The 17,403-nt window shown below is 67.5% G+C and carries 14 protein-coding genes; 7 read left to right on the top strand and 7 right to left on the bottom strand.

The genetic code is table 11. The features are described 5' to 3' along the window. Positions 1-38 precede the first annotated feature (38 nt). On the bottom strand, positions 39-2,351 hold the full coding sequence (locus J2X38_RS20915) for a patatin-like protein (RefSeq protein WP_310257152.1): 2,313 nt from the start codon (positions 2,349-2,351) through the stop codon (positions 39-41). Positions 2,352-2,495: 144 nt separating this feature from the next. Between J2X38_RS20915 and J2X38_RS20910 the strand changes: the two genes are divergently transcribed. From J2X38_RS20910 to J2X38_RS20895, 4 genes are all read left to right on the top strand, one after another. Continuing rightward, the gene (locus J2X38_RS20910) at positions 2,496-4,742 is read left to right on the top strand and encodes a TonB-dependent receptor (protein WP_310257150.1); all 2,247 of its coding nucleotides are present in this window, start codon (positions 2,496-2,498) and stop codon (positions 4,740-4,742) included. Between the two features lie 18 nt (positions 4,743-4,760). Then, on the top strand, positions 4,761-5,846 hold the full coding sequence (locus tag J2X38_RS20905; RefSeq protein WP_310257395.1) for a PepSY-associated TM helix domain-containing protein: 1,086 nt from the start codon (positions 4,761-4,763) through the stop codon (positions 5,844-5,846). Between the two features lie 147 nt (positions 5,847-5,993). Then, positions 5,994-8,162, top strand: a complete 2,169-nt coding sequence (locus tag J2X38_RS20900; protein ID WP_310257148.1) for a primosomal protein N' — start codon at positions 5,994-5,996, stop codon at positions 8,160-8,162. 70 nt (positions 8,163-8,232) lie between these two features. Continuing rightward, positions 8,233-9,789: a hypothetical protein gene (locus J2X38_RS20895; RefSeq protein ID WP_310257146.1), complete on the top strand. Its 1,557-nt coding sequence runs from the start codon at positions 8,233-8,235 to the stop codon at positions 9,787-9,789. Positions 9,790-9,796: 7 nt separating this feature from the next. Here J2X38_RS20895 and J2X38_RS20890 read toward each other — a convergent pair whose 3' ends face one another. Genes J2X38_RS20890 through J2X38_RS20880 form a run of 3 tightly spaced genes read right to left on the bottom strand, consistent with a single transcriptional unit; the run spans position 9,797 to position 12,056 of the window. Then, positions 9,797-10,555: an isocitrate lyase/phosphoenolpyruvate mutase family protein gene (locus J2X38_RS20890; protein ID WP_310257144.1), complete on the bottom strand. Its 759-nt coding sequence runs from the start codon at positions 10,553-10,555 to the stop codon at positions 9,797-9,799. Then, complete coding sequence (gene ada / locus J2X38_RS20885; RefSeq protein WP_310257142.1) at positions 10,555-11,589, bottom strand: bifunctional DNA-binding transcriptional regulator/O6-methylguanine-DNA methyltransferase Ada; 1,035 nt, start codon at positions 11,587-11,589, stop codon at positions 10,555-10,557. The genes J2X38_RS20890 and ada overlap by 1 nt, the downstream gene beginning before the upstream one ends. A 2-nt stretch (positions 11,590-11,591) precedes the next feature. Next, positions 11,592-12,056, bottom strand: a complete 465-nt coding sequence (locus J2X38_RS20880; RefSeq protein WP_310257140.1) for a DUF1203 domain-containing protein — start codon at positions 12,054-12,056, stop codon at positions 11,592-11,594. 164 nt (positions 12,057-12,220) lie between these two features. Here J2X38_RS20880 and J2X38_RS20875 point away from each other — a divergent pair, with 164 nt between their 5' ends. Next, positions 12,221-13,042: a DUF2306 domain-containing protein gene (locus J2X38_RS20875; RefSeq protein ID WP_310257137.1), complete on the top strand. Its 822-nt coding sequence runs from the start codon at positions 12,221-12,223 to the stop codon at positions 13,040-13,042. Positions 13,043-13,083: 41 nt separating this feature from the next. Continuing rightward, entirely contained in the window at positions 13,084-14,625 is a 1,542-nt protein-coding gene (locus tag J2X38_RS20870; protein WP_310257134.1) for a serine protease, read from the top strand. Between the two features lie 3 nt (positions 14,626-14,628). Here J2X38_RS20870 and J2X38_RS20865 read toward each other — a convergent pair whose 3' ends face one another. From J2X38_RS20865 to J2X38_RS20855, 3 genes are read right to left on the bottom strand one after another with little or no spacing between them, the layout of a single operon-like run. Continuing rightward, complete coding sequence (locus tag J2X38_RS20865) at positions 14,629-15,417, bottom strand: alpha/beta hydrolase (RefSeq protein ID WP_310257131.1); 789 nt, start codon at positions 15,415-15,417, stop codon at positions 14,629-14,631. A gap of 10 nt (positions 15,418-15,427) precedes the next feature. Then, a complete protein-coding gene (locus tag J2X38_RS20860; protein ID WP_310257129.1) occupies positions 15,428-15,958 on the bottom strand; it encodes an AAA family ATPase in 531 nt (176 codons plus the stop codon). Continuing rightward, positions 15,955-16,632 carry a dienelactone hydrolase family protein gene (locus J2X38_RS20855; protein ID WP_310257126.1) on the bottom strand — a complete coding sequence of 226 codons (678 nt, stop codon included), beginning with the start codon at positions 16,630-16,632 and terminating at the stop codon, positions 15,955-15,957. The genes J2X38_RS20860 and J2X38_RS20855 overlap by 4 nt, the downstream gene beginning before the upstream one ends. Before the next feature lie 202 nt (positions 16,633-16,834). On the opposite strand from J2X38_RS20855, the gene J2X38_RS20850 reads away from it, so the two are divergent. Continuing rightward, entirely contained in the window at positions 16,835-17,401 is a 567-nt protein-coding gene (locus J2X38_RS20850) for a F0F1 ATP synthase subunit delta (protein WP_310257122.1), read from the top strand. Positions 17,402-17,403 lie beyond the last annotated feature (2 nt).

The raw sequence follows: 17,403 nt of genomic DNA, 5'->3' as shown, positions 1-17,403 counted from the left end.
GCGGGATCCCCGCCTTCGCGGGGATGACGAAAGGGTGATTACCCGATTTCCGCCCTCAACTCCGCAATCAGCGCCTTCACCTTGGGCAGCCTTCCCTCCTCCTCGTCGAGGATAGCGTGGAACGCCCGGCGCTTGATCGCCTTCAGATCCTCGCCCGTCAGCGCCCCCTCGCCGCCGACGCTGCTCGCCACGATATCGATCAACCGGTCGGCGCCGTGGAGCCGCCCCCAGAGATAATCATTCTCGCGGTACGCGCGGCTGAAGAAGGCGCCGAAGCTGTTGAACTCGACCCCCTTCAGCATCGCCGCCGCGCCGCCGGTGCGGATCGCGGTCGCGTCCGACGGCGAGATGCGGTCGATCTTGATCGGGTCGAACTCGTCGAACCCCTCGCCCTGTAACAGCGGCAAAGTCGCGATGTCGTAAAAGGGATAGCCGAGATAGGCGAGCAGGAGCGTCCGCCGGTCGTTCTTGGGCATCGCGGCGAGCCCCGCGGCGATGAGCGCATCGGCCTCGCCATCGACCGTGCGCAGGTCGCGCCGCGCCGCGATCGCGTCGATCCAGTCGCCGGGTCCGGCGTCGGCGGGCAGGTCGAGATCGGCAAGCCAGCTGTCGCCCTGCCGGTCGAGATAGAGGCCGAGCGCGGTGAAGATCGCCTCGCGCATGTCCTCGCACACCGGGTCGCGGCCATCGCGCGTCGCCTCGACCGCGGTGTCGAGTTCGCGCGCGAGGAAACGCAGGCGACGGATGCGAAAGCCGAGGTCGTGGGTGCGGAAAAAGACGACCGCGTCGCTGCTCGCGCCTGCACCTTTTTTGCCCGAAATCCGGTCGAGCCCGCGCGCGCGCGCCTCTTCCCACAGCGCGAGGCGCCGGTTGACCTGATGGACGGCGCCCTCGGGCGGCAACAGCCGGTCGATCAGGCTCGCCATCTCCTCGACCACCGCCGACAGCTTGAGGTGACCGTAGGGCGCATAGGCGAAGCCCGCGCGCGCCGACGCCTGGTCCTGCGCCTTGGCGCGCCATTTTTCGAGCCGCGCGACCGTCGGCGTGTCGAGGAAGAAGGTCGTGCCGAACAGCGCCGCGACCTGCTCCTCGACCTCGACCTTCATCGCATCGACGATATGCTGCATCCGGCGGATGCGGCGCGACATCCCCTCGATCGCCTCGACATTCTCGCGGATCGGCTGTTCGCGCGGAATTTCGGACAGCGCCCCCAATATGGTGGCCATAAAGCCGGGAAGCCGGGCGGCCTCGCCCGCCACCTGTTCGCCCGGCTTGCCGAAGCTGATCGAGCGATAATCGGGCTTGGGGTCGATATAGACGAAACGGCGATCGATCTCGCGCCGCGCCGGGCGCTGTTTGAGCGCCGCGATCGCGGGCCGGAAGGGCGCATTCGCGAGCACCGAACCGTCGATCAGCACGCGGTCGGCGGGATCGCCTTCGCCCCCCGCCGGAAGCTGCGCATGGACGAACGCCTCGCGCCCCGGCCATGCGATCTTGCGCTTTTCGAGCACCCGGTCGAGTTCGCGCAAGGTGAAGGGCGGAAAGGCGCCCGGAAAACTCGCCGTCGCGCGCGCCGCCGCGGTCAGTCCCGGCACATCGTCGAGCCGCTTGCCGAACTGGCTGTCCTTGCGAAAATGCAGCATCAGCCGATGCTCGTCCTCGGTGACGCGCGGCGGGCTGTTGAGCGCGAGCGGAACGCTGTGCCCCGCAAAATCGGTGACAGAGACGAACAGGTCGACCGGTTGCCCGCCCGGCACCAGCACCGGCCCGCGCGGCCCCGCATCCATCGCATCGAACGCATCGAGCAGCAGGTTCGTGAAGGTCTCGCCGCCGAAGGGCGGTTCGAACCAGCGCGCGCGGACGAAGCGCGACAGCTTGACGCGCACCTCGTCCTGCGCGCCTTCGCCGACGGTGCGGTCGATGGCGTTGCCGCGCTTCTTCATCATCCAGCCGGCGATCGGCACCGCCCAGAATTTGGTCGCCGCCGACAGCGGACGCGCGTCGGGATCGATCAGCCGGTCGACATCGGCGCCGTCGAGCCACAGGTCGGTGAGCGGGTCGAGCGACTGCCCCGTCGCCAGAGCGCGCGCGAGGAAGATGCCGTTGATGCCCCCCGCGCTCGCCCCCGCGACGATGTCGGCGAGCACGCGCAGCCGCACATTGCTGCGCGCCGCGATCGCGGCGAGCAGCTCGCCATAGACTTTGCCCGCCCCGCTCAGCGACGCGCCGTCGTGAAAGGCACGCGACGCCGCCGCGAGCCGCCAGACCTCTTTCGTGATGCCGTGCATATAGACGGCGAGGCTGATGCCGCCGTAGCAAATCAGGGCGAAGCGCAGTTCCTTTTCCCGCATCGGCAGTCTGATAGCGCGCTTTTCGGCACTGTGGCGAATTTTCCACGCGGCGGGACAAAGTAGCAAAACAGCATCGATCGGGCGGGTTTTTCCTTGCCTATGCGAATCGCTCTCATTAGCGGCCCCTGCGAACAGGAGTTGATAATGATTCGCAAAATTGCCGCCGCCGCGCTGCTCAGCACCGCGCTTTCGTCGCCCGCCTTTGCGCAGGACGGCGCCCCCGTCGATGCGGACAGCGCGGCGGGCGAGACGATCGTCGTCACCGCGGCGCGCACGATCCTGCCGCCGAACGCGCTGCCGCTGACGATCGACATCATCGGCAAGGATGCGCTCGACCAGCAGCTCGCGATTTCGGGGTCGGTCACCGACGCGGTCGCGAACCTGACCCCCAGCTTCTCGCCGACGCGGCAGAAGCTTTCGGGCTCGGGCGAATCGCTGCGCGGGCGCTCGCCGCTCTATGCGATCAACGGCATTCCGCAATCGACCCCGATGCGCGACGGCAGCCGCGACGGCTTCACGATCGACGGCTTCTTCGTCGACCGCGTCGAGCTGATCTTCGGGTCGAATGCACTGCAGGGCATCGGCGGCACCGGCGGCATCGTCAACCAGGTCACCGTTGGCGCGCCGAAGGACGAGGGTCTTTCGGGCCGCTTCCTGCTGCAAGGCACCGCCGACAATGATTTTTCGAAGGCCGGGATGGGCGGCAAGGCCGGCGGCCTCGTCCAGTATAAGGCGGGACGGTTCGACGCGAGCGTCGGCGCGACTTATGAAATCCGCGGCGTCTTTTCGGACGCCAAGGGCCGCCCGATCGGGCTCAACCTGACGCAGGGCGAAACGCAGGACAGCAAGGCGACGAATTTCTTCGCGCGTTTGGGTTATGAATTGTCGCCGAGCGCACGCCTCGACCTGATCGCCAGCCGCTTCGAGCTGAAGGGCGACGGCGACTATGTCGCAATCCCCGGCAACCGGGCGCTCGGGCTGCCGACGAGCGCGGTCCGCGGCACCCCGCCGGGCGTGCCCGCGGCGAACCGCACCGAAAGCGTCGCGCTGTCGCTGACCGACACCGACCTTTGGGGCGGCAATTTCGTCAGCCAGATTTTCTTCAACCGCAGCCGCGACACCTTCGGCGGCGAAATCGCGCCGATCGCGACCTTCCAGGACCCGGTGATCGCGCCGGTGGGCACCGTGTTCGACCAGTCGCAGAACCGCAGCCGCAAACTCGGCGCCAAGTTCAGCTATGAACGCGCGGTCCCGGGCTTCGAGGATCTGACGCTGACGATCGGGTTCGACGCGCTCGTCGACAAGACCGAGCAGGCGCTGATCGCGACGAACCGCGTCTGGGTGCCGCCGAGCGATTTCCAGAGCCTCGCGCCCTTCGGTCAGGCGAACCTTGCGCTGTTCGACGGCGTTGTCCGTCTCGCGGGCGGGCTCCGCTGGGAAAATGTGAAGATCAAGATCAACGATTTCCACACGCTGGCCTCGACGACCTTCGTCGCCTGCCCCGCGCCGCCCGCGACGCAGCCCGTGCCGTGCGGCCTCGCGAGCTATGGCGGCGTCGACGTCGCCGGCGGCAAACCCAAGTTCGAGGACCTGCTGATCAACGGCGGCGTGATCGTCGAACCGTGGGACGGCATCCGCGCCTATGCGAGCTATGCCGAGGGCTTCACCGTTCCCGACATCGGCCGCATCACGCGCGGCGTGAACCGCACCGGGGTCGATATCGACACTTTCCTCGACATCTCGCCCGTCGTGTCGAACAACCGCGAGATCGGCTTCGAGGTGAAGCGCGGACCGGTCGATGCCAGCGCCGCCTATTTCTGGTCGTCGAGCGACAAGGGCCAGCTGCTCATCACCCGCCCCGACCGCATCTTCGACGTCCAGCGCCTGCGCGTCGAAATCCAGGGACTCGAAGTCAACCTCGGCGTCCAAACGCCGATCGACGGGCTCAAGCTCAATATCGGCTATGCGCATCTGATCGGCCGCTTCGACAGCGATGCGGTGCCCGACGGCAAGGTCGACAGCGACCTCGACGGCGTCAACATCTCGCCCGACCGCGTCAACCTCGCGGCAAGCTATAACAGCGGCCCCTTCTCGGCGCGCATCCAGACGCAGGTCTATCTGAAGCGCCGCTTCGACGGCAAGGCGCGCGCCGCCGACGATGCGCGGGGCAGCCCGCTCAAGCTGCGCGACAATGATTTTGGCGGCTACACGCTGACCGACGCCTATGTCCGTTACCAGACGGGCTTTGGCGGGATCAGCCTGTCGGCGCAGAATCTCTTCAACAAGCAATATATCGACTATTCGAGCGACACGCGTCTGCCGAGCGACCAGCTGTCCTATTTCGCGGGTCGCGGGCGCACTTTCACCCTCGGCTGGGACTACAGGTTCTAAAGGGAGGCGTTTCTGATGATGAAGCTGCTCGACACGCTGCACCGCTGGACGGGGGGCCTGATCGGCCTTGTGCTCGCGCTGCTCGGCCTGTCGGGCACGATCCTGCTCTATGAGCATTTGTGGATCGGCTTCCCGGGCACCGGCGATCCGCTGCGCGGCGACCTGACGACGGTCGCCGCGACCACCGAAAAGCTGATGGCGATGCCGGGTGCGCAGGGCATCATCTATGCCGACGAACGTTTCGGGCTCCACCAGCTCCGCTTCGGCAAGGATGCCGGCGCCTATGCGAGCCAGTCGGGTGACATCGTCACGCGCTGGGCGAGCCAGTGGGAGCGGCCCGAGCTCTGGATCTTCGATTTCCACCACCATCTGTTCGCGGGCGACAATGGCGAATGGGTGATCGGGATCGCCGGGCTGTGCGGGCTCTTCTTCGTGATCAGCGGCGTGATCCTCTGGTGGCGGACGCGGAAAACGTTTCAACTGCGATTGTGGCCGAAACGGATGAGCCGCCCGTCGATCGTGATGCACCACCGCGATCTCGGCATCATCGCCGCGCCGCTGCTGCTGATCTCGATCGTCACGGGCACGATGATGATCTTCCGCCCCTTCGCGATGGTGATGATCGCCCCCTTCGGTTCGCCCGCCGAGGCGGCGAAGGCGATCGAGCCGCCGAAATACAAGGGCGGCCCGCTCGCCGGACAGCCCGATTACACCGCGATGCTGACCGAGGCGCGGCGCCGCTTCCCCGACGCCGAATTCCGCATCCTCAGCCTGCCGCGCAAAGAGGGCGACCCGATCATGCTGCGGATGCGCCAGAAGGCCGAATGGCTGCCCAACGGCCGCTCGACCCTGTGGTTCGACGCGGCGAACGGCGAGCTGCTCGGCGCCCGCGATGCGCTCGCGATGCCGGGCGGCGCGCAGGCGTTCAACATGGCCTTCCCGATCCACGCGTCGAAGGTCGGCGGCTGGACGTGGCGCATCATATTGACGATCTCGGGCCTTTCGCTGACGATGCTCGGCAGCCTTGCGGTGTGGACCTTCTGGTTCAAGCGGCCGAAGCCGGCGAAGCGCCGGGTGAAGAAGGCGGCGTTCGCCCCCACCTGACCTTCATTGTCACCCCCGACTTGATCCGGGGTCCATGTCGATGACGCAGGAATGGATGCCGGATCAAGTCCGGCATGACGAAAGAATGAGGAGCACCGCTCCCCGCGCTTTCCTATTTTACCCGCCGCCCTATATCCTGCGCAGCCCATGACCCGCGCCCGCGTCCTCCTCCTCACCGCCGCCCTCGGCCCGCTCGACTATCGCGTCCCGCGCGAAAGCGAAGCGCCGCTCGGCAGCGTCGTGATCGCGCCGCTCGGCCCGCGGCGGCTCGGCGGCGTGGTGTGGGAGGATGAGAGCTTCGGCGCGCCCGAGGCGGTCGGCGACAATCGCCTGCGCAATCTCAACGAAGTCGTGCCCGTCCCGCCGGTGCCCGCGCCGCTCCGCCGCCTCGTCGAATGGACGAGCGACTATTATCTCGCGCCGCCCGGCGCGGTGCTGCGCATGGTCCTCCCCGGAGTCGCCTTCGCCGATGCGCGCCGCCCGATCGTCGAATATCGCGCGACGGGCGAACTGCCCGCGCGGATGACCCCGCAGCGCATCGTCGCGCTCGAGGCGATCGGCGAGCGGCAGGGCATGGTGCGCGAACTCGCCGCGATCGCCGAGGTCAGCGACGCGGTGATCCGCGGGCTGGTGAACACGGGGGCGCTCGAAGCCGTGACCGTATCGGCCGACCAGCCCTACCCCGAACCCGACAGCGGCTTCGCTCCGCCCGATCTCTCCGCCGAACAGACCGCCGCCGCCGCGCAGCTGAGAGATGCGGTGCATGCGGAGAAATTCGACACGCTGCTGCTCGACGGCGTCACCGGGTCGGGCAAGACCGAAGTCTATATGGAAGCGATCGCCGCCGCGATCGATGCAGGCAAGCAGGCGCTGGTGCTACTTCCCGAAATCGCGCTCACCGAACCGATGCTCACGCGCTTCACCGCGCGCTTCGGCTGCGAGCCCGTCGCCTGGCACAGCGGGCTGCGCTCGGCCGAACGCCGCCGCGCCTGGCACGCGATCGCGTCGGGCGACGCCCGCATCGTCATCGGCGCGCGCTCGGCGCTCTTCCTGCCCTATGCCAATCTCGGCGTCATCGTCGTCGACGAAGCGCACGAGACGAGCTTCAAGCAGGAGGATGGCGTCCATTATCACGCGCGCGACGTCGCGGTGATGCGTGGGCACTTCGAGGGGCTGCCCGTCATCCTCGCGAGCGCGACCCCCGCGCTCGAGAGCCTCGCGATGGTCGAGGCGGGACGTTACCGCCATATCCAGCTTCCCGCGCGCTTCGGCGGCGCGACCTTGCCCGACCTCGCGGCGATCGACATGCGGCAGGACCCACCCGACCGCGGCCGCTGGCTCGCCCCGCCGCTCGTCGACGCACTCGCCGACCGGCTCGCGAAGGGCGAGCAGAGTCTGCTCTTTTTGAACCGCCGCGGCTTCGCCCCGCTGACCTTGTGCCGGACGTGCGGCCACCGCATCCAGTGCCCGAACTGCACCGCGTGGATGGTCGAGCACCGCCTCGTCCACCGCCTCGCGTGCCACCATTGCGGCCATGTCATGCCGCCGCCGCGGCTGTGCCCCGAATGCGAGGATGAGGACAGCCTCGTCGCGTGCGGTCCCGGGGTCGAACGCGTCGCCGACGAGGTCGCGCTGCGCTTTCCCGAGGCGCGCGTCGCGATCGTCACGTCGGATACTTTGTGGTCGCCCGCCAAGGCCGCCGAGTTCGTCGACAATGTCGAGGGCGGGCTGGTCGACATCATCATCGGGACGCAGCTCGTCACCAAGGGCTATCATTTCCCCAACCTCACTCTCGTCGGCGTCGTCGACGCCGACCTCGGCCTCGAGGGCGGCGACCTGCGCGCGTCCGAACGCACGTTCCAGCAGATCGCGCAGGTCGCGGGGCGCGCGGGGCGCGGGGTCAAGCCCGGCGAGGTGCTGATCCAGACGCGCGTTCCCGACGCGCCGGTGATGGCCGCGCTCGTCGCCAACGACCGCGACGGCTTCTATTCGGCCGAGGCCGCGGCGCGCAAATTCGCGGGCGCGCCGCCCTATGGCCGCTTCGCCGCGCTCGTCATCTCGTCGGAGGACATCGAGGTCGCGCGCGGCGTCGCGCAGCGGCTGGGCCAGAAAGCACCGGTCGCCGAAGGCCTCGCCGTCTATGGCCCCGCCCCCGCCCCGCTCGCGATGCTGCGCGGCCGCCACCGCTTCCGCCTGCTGCTCCACGCGCCGCGCAGCTTCGACCTGCAGGGCACGATCCGCGACTGGGTGAACAGCGTCGACTGGCCGGCAAAAGCGCGCCTCGCGATCGATATCGACCCCTATAGCTTTGTCTAGCCGCAACAGGGCTTTACTGTAGCCGGGCGCGCTGGCAGCATCCCCTAAGGGTATGATGCGGGGGCGCAGAATGAAGAGAATCGGCTTGGGCCTGCTGGCCGGAATCGCGGCGGTCGGGATGGCGGGCGCGGCCGAGGCCAAATGGCTGCGCGCCGACACCGACAGTTTCATCATCTACAGCGAGAGCAACGAGAAATCGCTCCGCGAATTCGCGCAGAATTTGCAGCGTTTCGACACCACGCTGCGCCTGCTCTTCAAGGTCGAAACGCCTGGCGAGGAAAGCAAGCTGCCGATCTATCTGGTCGCCGCGGCGCCCGACGTCGCCGAACTGGCAACCGGATCGCGGAGCGCGTCGATCGCGGGCTATTATCGGCAGGACCGCGACGGCAGCTTCGCCATGTCCTTTCGCCAAAACGGCGGCAGCAACGTCGCCGGCACATCGGCCTCACAGCAAGTGGTGTTCCACGAATATAGCCACCATTTCATGAAGCGCCACCTCCGCGCGGCGTTTCCTGCCTGGCTGATCGAAGGGTTCGCGGAATATTATTCAACGGTCGACTTCGACAAGCAGGGCCGCGCGATGATCGGCCATCCGGTCTATCGCCGCGCCTATGGCCTGCTGGCGATGCCGAAAATTCCGGCGGAAAGGCTGTTGTTCGAACAACCCCGCGCGATGCGGAACAGCGGGCAGATGGATGTCTATTACGGCCGCGCCTGGGTGCTCACCCACATGCTGTTCCACAGCGCCGCGCGGGGGGACCAGATCAACGTCTATACCAATGCGATCAATGCCGGCACCGACCCCAGACAGGCGGCGACCGACGCCTTTGGCGACCTTGCGCTGCTCGACAAAGATCTGAACCGCTATATCGAGAGCAGGCTCAGCTACCGCACCACGCGCGAGGCCGTTCCCGTCTCGACCAACATCAGGATCGCGCCACTGTCGGCGGACGAAGATGCCGTGGTCATGGCGCGGCTCGAACGGCTGAATGCGCGTGGCGACGCGGCGCGGCTGACCAAAGCGCGCGATACGCTGCGAAAACTGGCGGCCGCGCAGCCCGCCAATGCCGACGTCCAGTTCGAGCTTGCGGCCGCCGAATGGGACATCGACAGCGACAAGCGCGACCTTGCGGCGATGCAGGCCGCGCTGGACAAGGTGCTGGCGGCCAAGCCCGATCATGTCCGCGCCAATGTCCTGCTCGGCCGGCTGAAGCTGTATCAACTGCGCGAAAAGGGCGAGGATGACGCCGCCGCATGGCGCGCGGCGCGGAGGCCGATCCAGCTCGCCAACCGCACCGATCCCGACGATGCGGTGCCGCTCTACGCCTATTTCGACAGCTTTCTGGCCGAAGGCAAACGGCCGAGCGAGATGGCGATCAAGGCGCTCGAGCGCGCCTTTGTCCTCACGCCGGAAAATATCGAGATGCGGGTCGCCTATGCCTTTGCGCTCGCGAATCAGGGTGAGTTCGAACCCGCGTTGCGGATGGCGCGGACGGTGGCCTTCGATCCGCACGACAATGGCCGGGGCGAAGCGATGCTCGCGCGGCTGGAGGCGATGAAGGCCCGCCGCGCGGGCGCGGCAGGAACCGGCAAGGAAGCCGTCGCCGACGACGCCGACGACGACTAGCCTTTCTTCAATAGTCGGGTTCGGCGCCGCCCAGCACTTGGGCAGCCTGCGCCGCCAGCCATGCCATCGCCGCGGCCCACGGCTGGTGCCCGTGGCTGATCCGCGCGACGCCGAGCGCGGCAAGCTCCTTGTGCGTCGGGCCGCCCTTGCCGCGCAGGATGTTCACCGGCAGCGGCGAGGCGTCGCAGATCGCACCGATGCATTTGGGATCGAGCAGGAAAGGCACGAACAGCGACCCCGCGCCCGCATCGGCATAGGCGCGCGCGCGTTCGAGCGTCGCCGCGACGAGCGCGTCGCCGTCCTTCGCCGCATCCTCCCCCAGGAACAGATCGCAGCGCGCGTTGACGAAGATGCCGGTGTCGGCGGCAGCGCGATAGCGTTCGGCGGCATCTGCAGTCGCGAGCAGTTCCTTCTGCCCGGGCAGCCGGTCTTCCATATTGATGCCGGCCGCACCTGCGTTGCGCGCCAGCGCCACCGATTCGCCCACCGCCGCGGGGTCGTCGCCATAGCCCGCTTCCATATCGATCGTGACGGGCAGATCTGTGACCGCCAGGATCTGCGCGAGGTTGGCGAGCGCCGCTTCGAGCGGAAAATTCTCGCCGTCGGACGATCCGTGCGCCGACGCGACGCCCCAGCTGCCGGTCGCGATCGCCCTGGCGCCCGTCGCCGCGACCGCCTTCGCGCTTCCCGCGTCCCAGATGTTGATCAGGATCAGCGGATCGCCCGGAACGTGCAACGCGCGGAACTCGGCAACTTTGTCGGCCATCAAAAACTCTCCCTTTTGAGCAATTCTTCCTTGATCGGCAGGCCATAGGCATAGCCGCCGAGCGTTCCGTCGCTGCGTACCACACGGTGGCACGGGATCAGCACCGCCACGTTATTTGCGCCATTCGCGCTCCCCGCCGCGCGCACCGCCTTGGGCTTGCCGACCGCCGCGGCTATGTCGGCATAGCTGCGCGTCTCGCCCGCCGGGATTTTCCGGAGCTCGCGCCACACCGCTTCCTGAAAGGCGGTGCCCTTCACGTCGATCGGAATATGATCGAAGCCATTCACCGGCGCCTCGACCGCGTCGACGACCTGTTTGAGCAGGGCTTCGAACTCTTTGCCGCCTTCGACCAGTTCGGCCGCGGGGAAACGTTCCTCGAGCGCCTCGCGCCCTTCGTCGAAGCTAAGGCGGCACACGCCCTTCTCCGTCGCCGCGACGAGCATTTCGCCAAGGCTGGTCGGCACGACCGCCCAGTGGATCTCGGTGCCCTTGCCGCCGTTCACCCACGCCGACGCCGTCATGCCCATGCGTCCTTCCATATTCTGGTAGAAACGCGACGGCCCCGAAAAGCCCGCGTCGTAAATCGCGTCGGTCACCCGGCTGCCATCGCTCAGCGCCTGCCGCGCGCGCTCTTCGCGCAGCGCGCGGGCATAGGCCGCGGGCGACAGGCCGGTGTGGCGGGTGAAGACGCGCTGGAAATGCGTCGGCGAATAGCCGGTGCGCGCGGCGAGATCACCGAGCGCAAGCGGTTCCTCGCTGCCTTTGATCGCCGCGATCGCCTTGATCACCGCATTTTCGTCGCGCGCGACATCGTCGGGCAGGCAGCGCTTGCAAGGGCGGAGGCCCGTGGCGCGCGCCGCGTCGCCGTCGGCGAAGAAGCGGACATTCTGGCGCAAGGGATGGCGCGCCGCGCAGCTTGGCCGGCAATAGATGCCGGTGGTCAGCACCCCGGTGACGAAACGGCCGTCCTGCGCCTTGTCCCGCGCCTGCACCGCTTCCCAACGCTCGTCGTCGGTCATGGCCCTGAAGTCCATGGTCAATTCCTTTCGATTCGCGCGGCAAAACAGCCATAGGCGGCGTTGTGGGCATCGATATAGGTAATCGCATCGTCGGCGAACAGGTCGCGGATCGCGCCGTCGGCCTCGCCCGGCCCCACAAGCCGCGCGGTTTGCAGCATACCGTCCGCAGCGAAGGCGCGCAGCGCGAGCGAACGCCCTTCGAACACCGGGGGCAGTTCGTCGCGATAGGTCGCCACTTCGACGCCAGGACGCACATAGATCGCATAGGCGCTGCGATACGGCGTTTCGACATCGTGGCTGGTGTGGTGGAGCAGGATCAGCGCCTCACCCGCCTTTGCATCCTCCAGGCTGACCCGGCACGGGAAGCCGCGATCGGCGGTCGCGGTGACGCGGCGCGCGTTGACTGCCGCGAGTTCGCTGTCGCCCATCGCGAACAGCGGGGCGAAGGGTTCGGGGTTTAGTCCCTGGATCGAATAGGTCATCGGAATATCCTTTCTCGTGCGTTGGACATTCAATGCCACGGTCCGATTCGCGCCGCGTCCCGATGCTTGCGTTCAAACATTTGGCCTCGCTGTATTACTGTATTATATCATTGACTCACTAGACCGAAAGGCGCACGCTCCCGCCAGAAATCGGGGAGCTGAGCATGGCAACCATCGACGCATCGATCGCACCCGCACGACCGGCGCGCCGCACCGACTGGCTCGGGCGCAGCGCGACCTTCTGTTATCTCGCCATCGCCGCAGGGCAGTTGCTCTTCACCGCCTTCATCCTGCTCTTCTATTATCCCTCTTCGCTCTCGGGCAATTTCGCGGCGTGGAACGACAAGCCGCTGATCAAGGGATTCGTCGCGGGCGACGGCGCGGGCAATCTGTTCTTCGCGGTGCATGTGCTGATGGCGGCGGTCATCACCTTCGGCGGGCTCCTCCAGCTCGTCCCCGCGATCCGCAGCCGCTGGCCCGCGGTGCATCGCTGGAACGGACGGCTCTATCTCCTCAGTGCGGTCACCCTCGCGCTCGGCGGGCTGTGGCTCACCTGGGTGCGCGAAACCTGGCTCGTGCTCGCCGGCGCGATCGGGATCACGCTCGACGCGCTGCTCATCCTCGCCTTCGCCGCGCTCGCGTGGCGCGCCGCCCGCGCGCGCCGCTTTGTCGAGCATCGCCGCTGGGCGCTGCGCCTCTTCGCGGTCGCCTCGGCGGTGTGGTTCATGCGCGTCGCCTATATGGCGTGGGGCATCGCGACCGGCGGCGCGGGGATCGGCAAGGCGCTCGACGGCCCCTTCGACCTCTTCCTCGCCTTCGCCAGCTCGCTGATCCCGCTCGGGCTGGCCGAGCTTTATCTGCGCGCGGGCGCGCACGGCACCCCGGCGGCGAAAAAAGGCGTCGCGATCATTCTGGCGTTCAGCGGCCTCGTCATCCTTGCCGGCAGCACCGGCGCGTGGATGATGATGTGGAGCCCTTATATCTAGCCGCGCTTGCCTTCGCGCCGCGAGCGACTAGGTTCCGCGCCATGACCCGCCTCCTCGCGCTGCTGCTCGCCCTTCTTACTCTCTCGCTTCCGGCCCGCGCCGCCGACGATATCAGCGCCGCCTCGCGCAGCGTCGTGCGCGTCGTCACCGTCGCGATGGTCGATGGCGAGGTCGTCGGTTTCGGCCACGGCAGCGGCATCGCGATCTCGCCGACAAGGATCGTCACCAACGCGCATGTCGTCGAATCGGCCGCCAAATATCCCGACAATGTCGCATTGGGCGTCGTCCCGTCCGAAGGGCAGAAGAGTTTCGCGGGCAAGCTGATCGCGATCGACACCGCGCGCGATCTTGCGCTGATCGAGATTACCGAGGGCCGCCTGCCCGCCGCCGCGATCTATACCGGACCGCTCGATTCGGGCGCCGATGTCGTCGCATTGGGCTATCCCGGCAATGTCGACCTTGCGACCGCGCGCAGCGCCAACGACTATATCACCCCGCGCACCCCGACGCGCAGCGAGGGCAATATGTCGAACACGCAGAGCGTCGACGGGGTCGCGATGCTGATCCACACCGCGAAGATTTCGCGCGGCAATTCGGGCGGGCCGCTCGTCGACCAATGCGGCCGCATCACCGGGATCAACACCGCGATCACGCGCGCCGACGACGGCGATTCGCCCTTCGCCTTCGCCATTTCCGGGCGCGAGCTCATGCGTTTCCTCGCCGATGCGAACCAGCAATATAGCAGCGTCGGCACGCCGTGCCTGTCGCTCGCCGAAGCCGACGCCCGCGATCGCGCCGCGATCGACGCCGAAGCGCGCGCGAGCGCCGAGGCGAATGCCGCGAAGAACGCCGCCGCCCGGCTCGACCGCGAATTGAAGCAGGCGCGCGCCGAGGAAGACGCGCTCGCATCGCGCGAAAACCGGATCGCGCTCGCGGGGGTTTTCTTCGTGATCGGCGCGCTCGCCGCGGGTGCGGGGCTGCTCTTCTACAGCCAGAAGAATCTGCGCAACGCCAAGATCGCGGGCGGCGCGGGCGCGGTGCTGATGCTCGGCGCCGCGATATTGTTCGTCACGCGTCCCGACGCGCACGCCGAAATCGCCGAAGAGGCGGCCGTCGCCTCGACCACAGAAACGCCCAAACTTGCGCAGGGCAATTTCCTCTGCACGATCCGCCCCGACCGCAGCCGCATCACCGTATCGGCGACGACCGACGTACCGATCACCATCGGCAAGAGCGGCTGCGTCAACGGGCGCACGCAATATACGCGGGGCGCCGACGACCGCTGGCAGCGCATCCTCGTGCCGAACGACGAGGCGACGGTCACCGTCGCGTCGATCGATTCGACCGGGCGCGATTACCGCGTCGACCGCTATCTGCTCGACGCCGAAACGATGACCAAGGCGCGCGAGACGCGCGCGACGGTCACGCTCAAGAGCTGCACCGCCAACCCCGACGAGCTCGCAGGGCTCGCCGCGCAGCAGGACGCGATCCGCAGCGCGCTGCCCGCCAGCCCGAACGAGCGGCTCGTCTATCGCTGCCAGCCGGCGAGCGGCGCAGCGGTCAAACCGGCGACCGGCGGCTGACCGTCAGCGGAGTCCGCCAACCCATTTCGTGAGAATCGCCTGCGCGGGGGCGGTGTAGGCCAGCTCGTGCCCAACCCCTGCGACACGCGCGACCGTCGCGTCGGGCCGCGCCCGCGCCAGTCGATCCAGATTGGCGGGCGTCACCAGCGTGTCGGCGTCGCCGTGCATCAGATAGACAGGCGCCTTCACGCGGGCCAGCTTTGCCGCATTGTCGAACCGGTCGCGCACCAGCCAGCGCGGGACGAGCGGGATCTGGCTCTTCACGACCGACGGCAAATCCGAAAACCCCGACACGAGCATCAACGCCGCGACATCGTACCGCAGCGCCATTTCGGTCGCCGGTCCCGAGCCGACCGAATTGCCGACGACGACGATCTGGCGCGGATCGACCCCGGCCCCGGCGAGCCAGCGCATCGCCGCCGCGCCATCGCGATAGAGGTCCGCCTCGCCCGGCGATCCGGGATTGCCGCCATAGCCGCGATATTCGACCAGCATCAGCCCGTGCCCCGCCGCCGCCGGCCCGCGCGTCGCCTCGATCGCGCCGAGCATATTGTCGCCATTGCCGTGGAAGAAGAGGAGCGTCTTCTTGCCCGGCAGCGCGGGGCGATAGAAGGCCGAGAGCCGCAGCCCGTCGTCGGTGCGGGTGTGGACGAGGCGGAAGCCTTGCGGCGGCGCCTGCGGATAGTGTGATGGCGCCGGAAAGATCAGCCGGCGCTGCTGCGTATAGAGCAGCGCCGCCGCGACGAGTGCGAAGACGGCAAGCGCCAGTAGCAGGTTCAGGGCGAGCTTCACGCGTTGCGCGCTATCCGAGGCCGAGCGCGGCGCGAATCCGCTCCGCCGCTTCGGCGGGAAGCATGGCCCCCGAATCGATCGCGACCCGCGCGGCGGGAAGCGCGGGATAGGCGAAGGCGCCGGTCGCCGCGAGTTCGCGATACAACGCAACCGACGACAATTTGCCGCTTGCCTGCCGCGACGGCGCATCGAGACGGGCTTCGACAATCTCTCGCGCGCACGTCAGCGCGACGAAATCGACCCGCCCCCCGGCCTGTTCGACCAGCGCGACGACCCGCTCTGGAAAATCGGGGGCGACGCTCGCCTCGGGATGGAAGGTGAAGATCAGCGATCGCCCGCCGGCCGCGGCCGCGCGAAATACATCCATCCACATCGTCTCGCGCAGTTCGACAAAGGCATCGCTGCCGAAGGGAAAGACCGCCAGCAGCGCGTCGACGACCAGATGATTGTGGAACAGCGGCAGCCCGGTCTGCGCCGCAAGTTCGCGCGCGACGGTCAGCTTGCCCGACGCCGCGGGACCATGGATGAAGACCAGCCTCACCCCCCGCACGCCCTGAACAGCATCAGCGTGCGCTCGCGCGCTTGGGTTGCGCTCGCTTCGTGATAATCCTTGCGCCGGTCGCTGTTGAACCCATGCCCCGCCTCATAGACGAAGATCTGCGCGGTCGGGTGATCCTTCGCGATCAGCGCCTCGACGCCCTCCATCGGGATGCCGTCGTCATAGCGGCCGAAATGCGCGATCGCCGCACAGGCGGGTGCCTCGTCCTTGAACATCGTCGGCACGAGGCTGCCGTAATAGGCCGAGGATGCGGCGAGGTCGGCGCTGATCTGCGCCATCCGCCATGCGACCGAGCCGCCATAGCAATAGCCGGTGATGAACACCGGACCTTTGCCCTTCAGCGCGTCGATGCACGTCTGCGCATCCTTCAGGCTCTGCTCGAACGGGTGCAGCTCGCGCGCCAGCTGGACCGCGCGCTGGAACTGCGGCCCCGAATAATCGCTCTCGAACCCCGGATGCTCGCGGTCGAAGAGCGCGGGGCTCAGCACCTCATACCCCTCGGCGGCAAACTCGTCGCACATCTCGCGGATATCGTCGGTGACCCCGAAGATTTCCTGGATCAGCACCAGACCGCCACGCCGCTCGCCGTCGGGCTGCGCGTGATAGACCGCGATCTCGGCACCATCGTCCATCGTCATCCGGATCATCTCGCCCATCGTGCACCTTCCCTTCGACGTCATATTTTTTGGTTAGCCCGTCCCTATCGCACGAAGGGGCAAAAGCAATCGTCCCCCCGCCTTGCATTGCAGCAAAATCGTTGCTAGGCGCGCCGCGACTTCGCGTGGGGGGCATTCGTCGAATATCCCCGAAAAGCGCGCGACCCATCCCCCACGGGATAGCAACAAAGGACTTTCACGCGTGGAGAATTCCGGCGGCATTCAGGGCAACATCACGGCGGGCCTCGCGGGCCGTTATGCGGTCGCTTTGTTCGATCTGGCGCGCGAATCGAACGCGATCGACGCGGTGGCCAAGAGCCTTGCGACGCTTCGCGCCGGCCTGACCGAATCGGCCGACCTCTCGGCGCTGATCGCCAGCCCGGTCGTCGCCCGCACCGACGCCGCGAACGCGATCGCCGCGGTCGCCAAGGCGATGAAGCTCGATTCGCTGACCGCGAAGTTCCTCGGCGTGCTCGCCGAGAATCGCCGCCTCGCCGACCTGCCCGGGATGATCGACGCCTTCGACGCGATCGTCGCCGATCACCGCGGCGAAGTGACCGCGAAGATCACCAGCGCGCACCCGCTTTCGGCCGCGCAGCTCAAGGAGCTGACCGCGAACCTCAAATCCCGTGTCGGGCGCGACGTCACCGTCGCCGCGACCGTCGACCCCGCCATTCTTGGCGGTCTCGTCGTCCAGCTGGGCAGCCAGCTGATCGACGGCAGCATCCGTACCCGTCTCAATAGCTTCGCACAGGCGATGAAAGGCTAAAC

The sequence above is a fragment of the Sphingopyxis sp. BE235 genome (genome assembly GCF_031457175.1).
In the GTDB taxonomy this organism is placed as follows: Bacteria; Pseudomonadota; Alphaproteobacteria; order Sphingomonadales; family Sphingomonadaceae; genus Sphingopyxis.
Note: the sequence above shows the minus strand (reverse complement) of the source record. Positions and strands in the feature narration are given on the sequence as shown.

Coding starts and splice junctions, on each gene's coding strand:
- J2X38_RS20890 (WP_310257144.1), bottom strand. CDS start 10,555: ATGGCCGACAAAGTTGCCGAGTTCCGCGCGTTGCACGTTCCGGGCGAT.
- J2X38_RS20905 (WP_310257395.1), top strand. CDS start 4,761: ATGAAGCTGCTCGACACGCTGCACCGCTGGACGGGGGGCCTGATCGGC.
- J2X38_RS20915 (WP_310257152.1), bottom strand. CDS start 2,351: ATGCGGGAAAAGGAACTGCGCTTCGCCCTGATTTGCTACGGCGGCATC.
- J2X38_RS20910 (WP_310257150.1), top strand. CDS start 2,496: ATGATTCGCAAAATTGCCGCCGCCGCGCTGCTCAGCACCGCGCTTTCG.
- J2X38_RS20895 (WP_310257146.1), top strand. CDS start 8,233: ATGAAGAGAATCGGCTTGGGCCTGCTGGCCGGAATCGCGGCGGTCGGG.
- J2X38_RS20880 (WP_310257140.1), bottom strand. CDS start 12,056: ATGACCTATTCGATCCAGGGACTAAACCCCGAACCCTTCGCCCCGCTG.
- J2X38_RS20855 (WP_310257126.1), bottom strand. CDS start 16,632: ATGGGCGAGATGATCCGGATGACGATGGACGATGGTGCCGAGATCGCG.
- ada (WP_310257142.1), bottom strand. CDS start 11,589: ATGGACTTCAGGGCCATGACCGACGACGAGCGTTGGGAAGCGGTGCAG.
- J2X38_RS20870 (WP_310257134.1), top strand. CDS start 13,084: ATGACCCGCCTCCTCGCGCTGCTGCTCGCCCTTCTTACTCTCTCGCTT.
- J2X38_RS20875 (WP_310257137.1), top strand. CDS start 12,221: ATGGCAACCATCGACGCATCGATCGCACCCGCACGACCGGCGCGCCGC.
- J2X38_RS20900 (WP_310257148.1), top strand. CDS start 5,994: ATGACCCGCGCCCGCGTCCTCCTCCTCACCGCCGCCCTCGGCCCGCTC.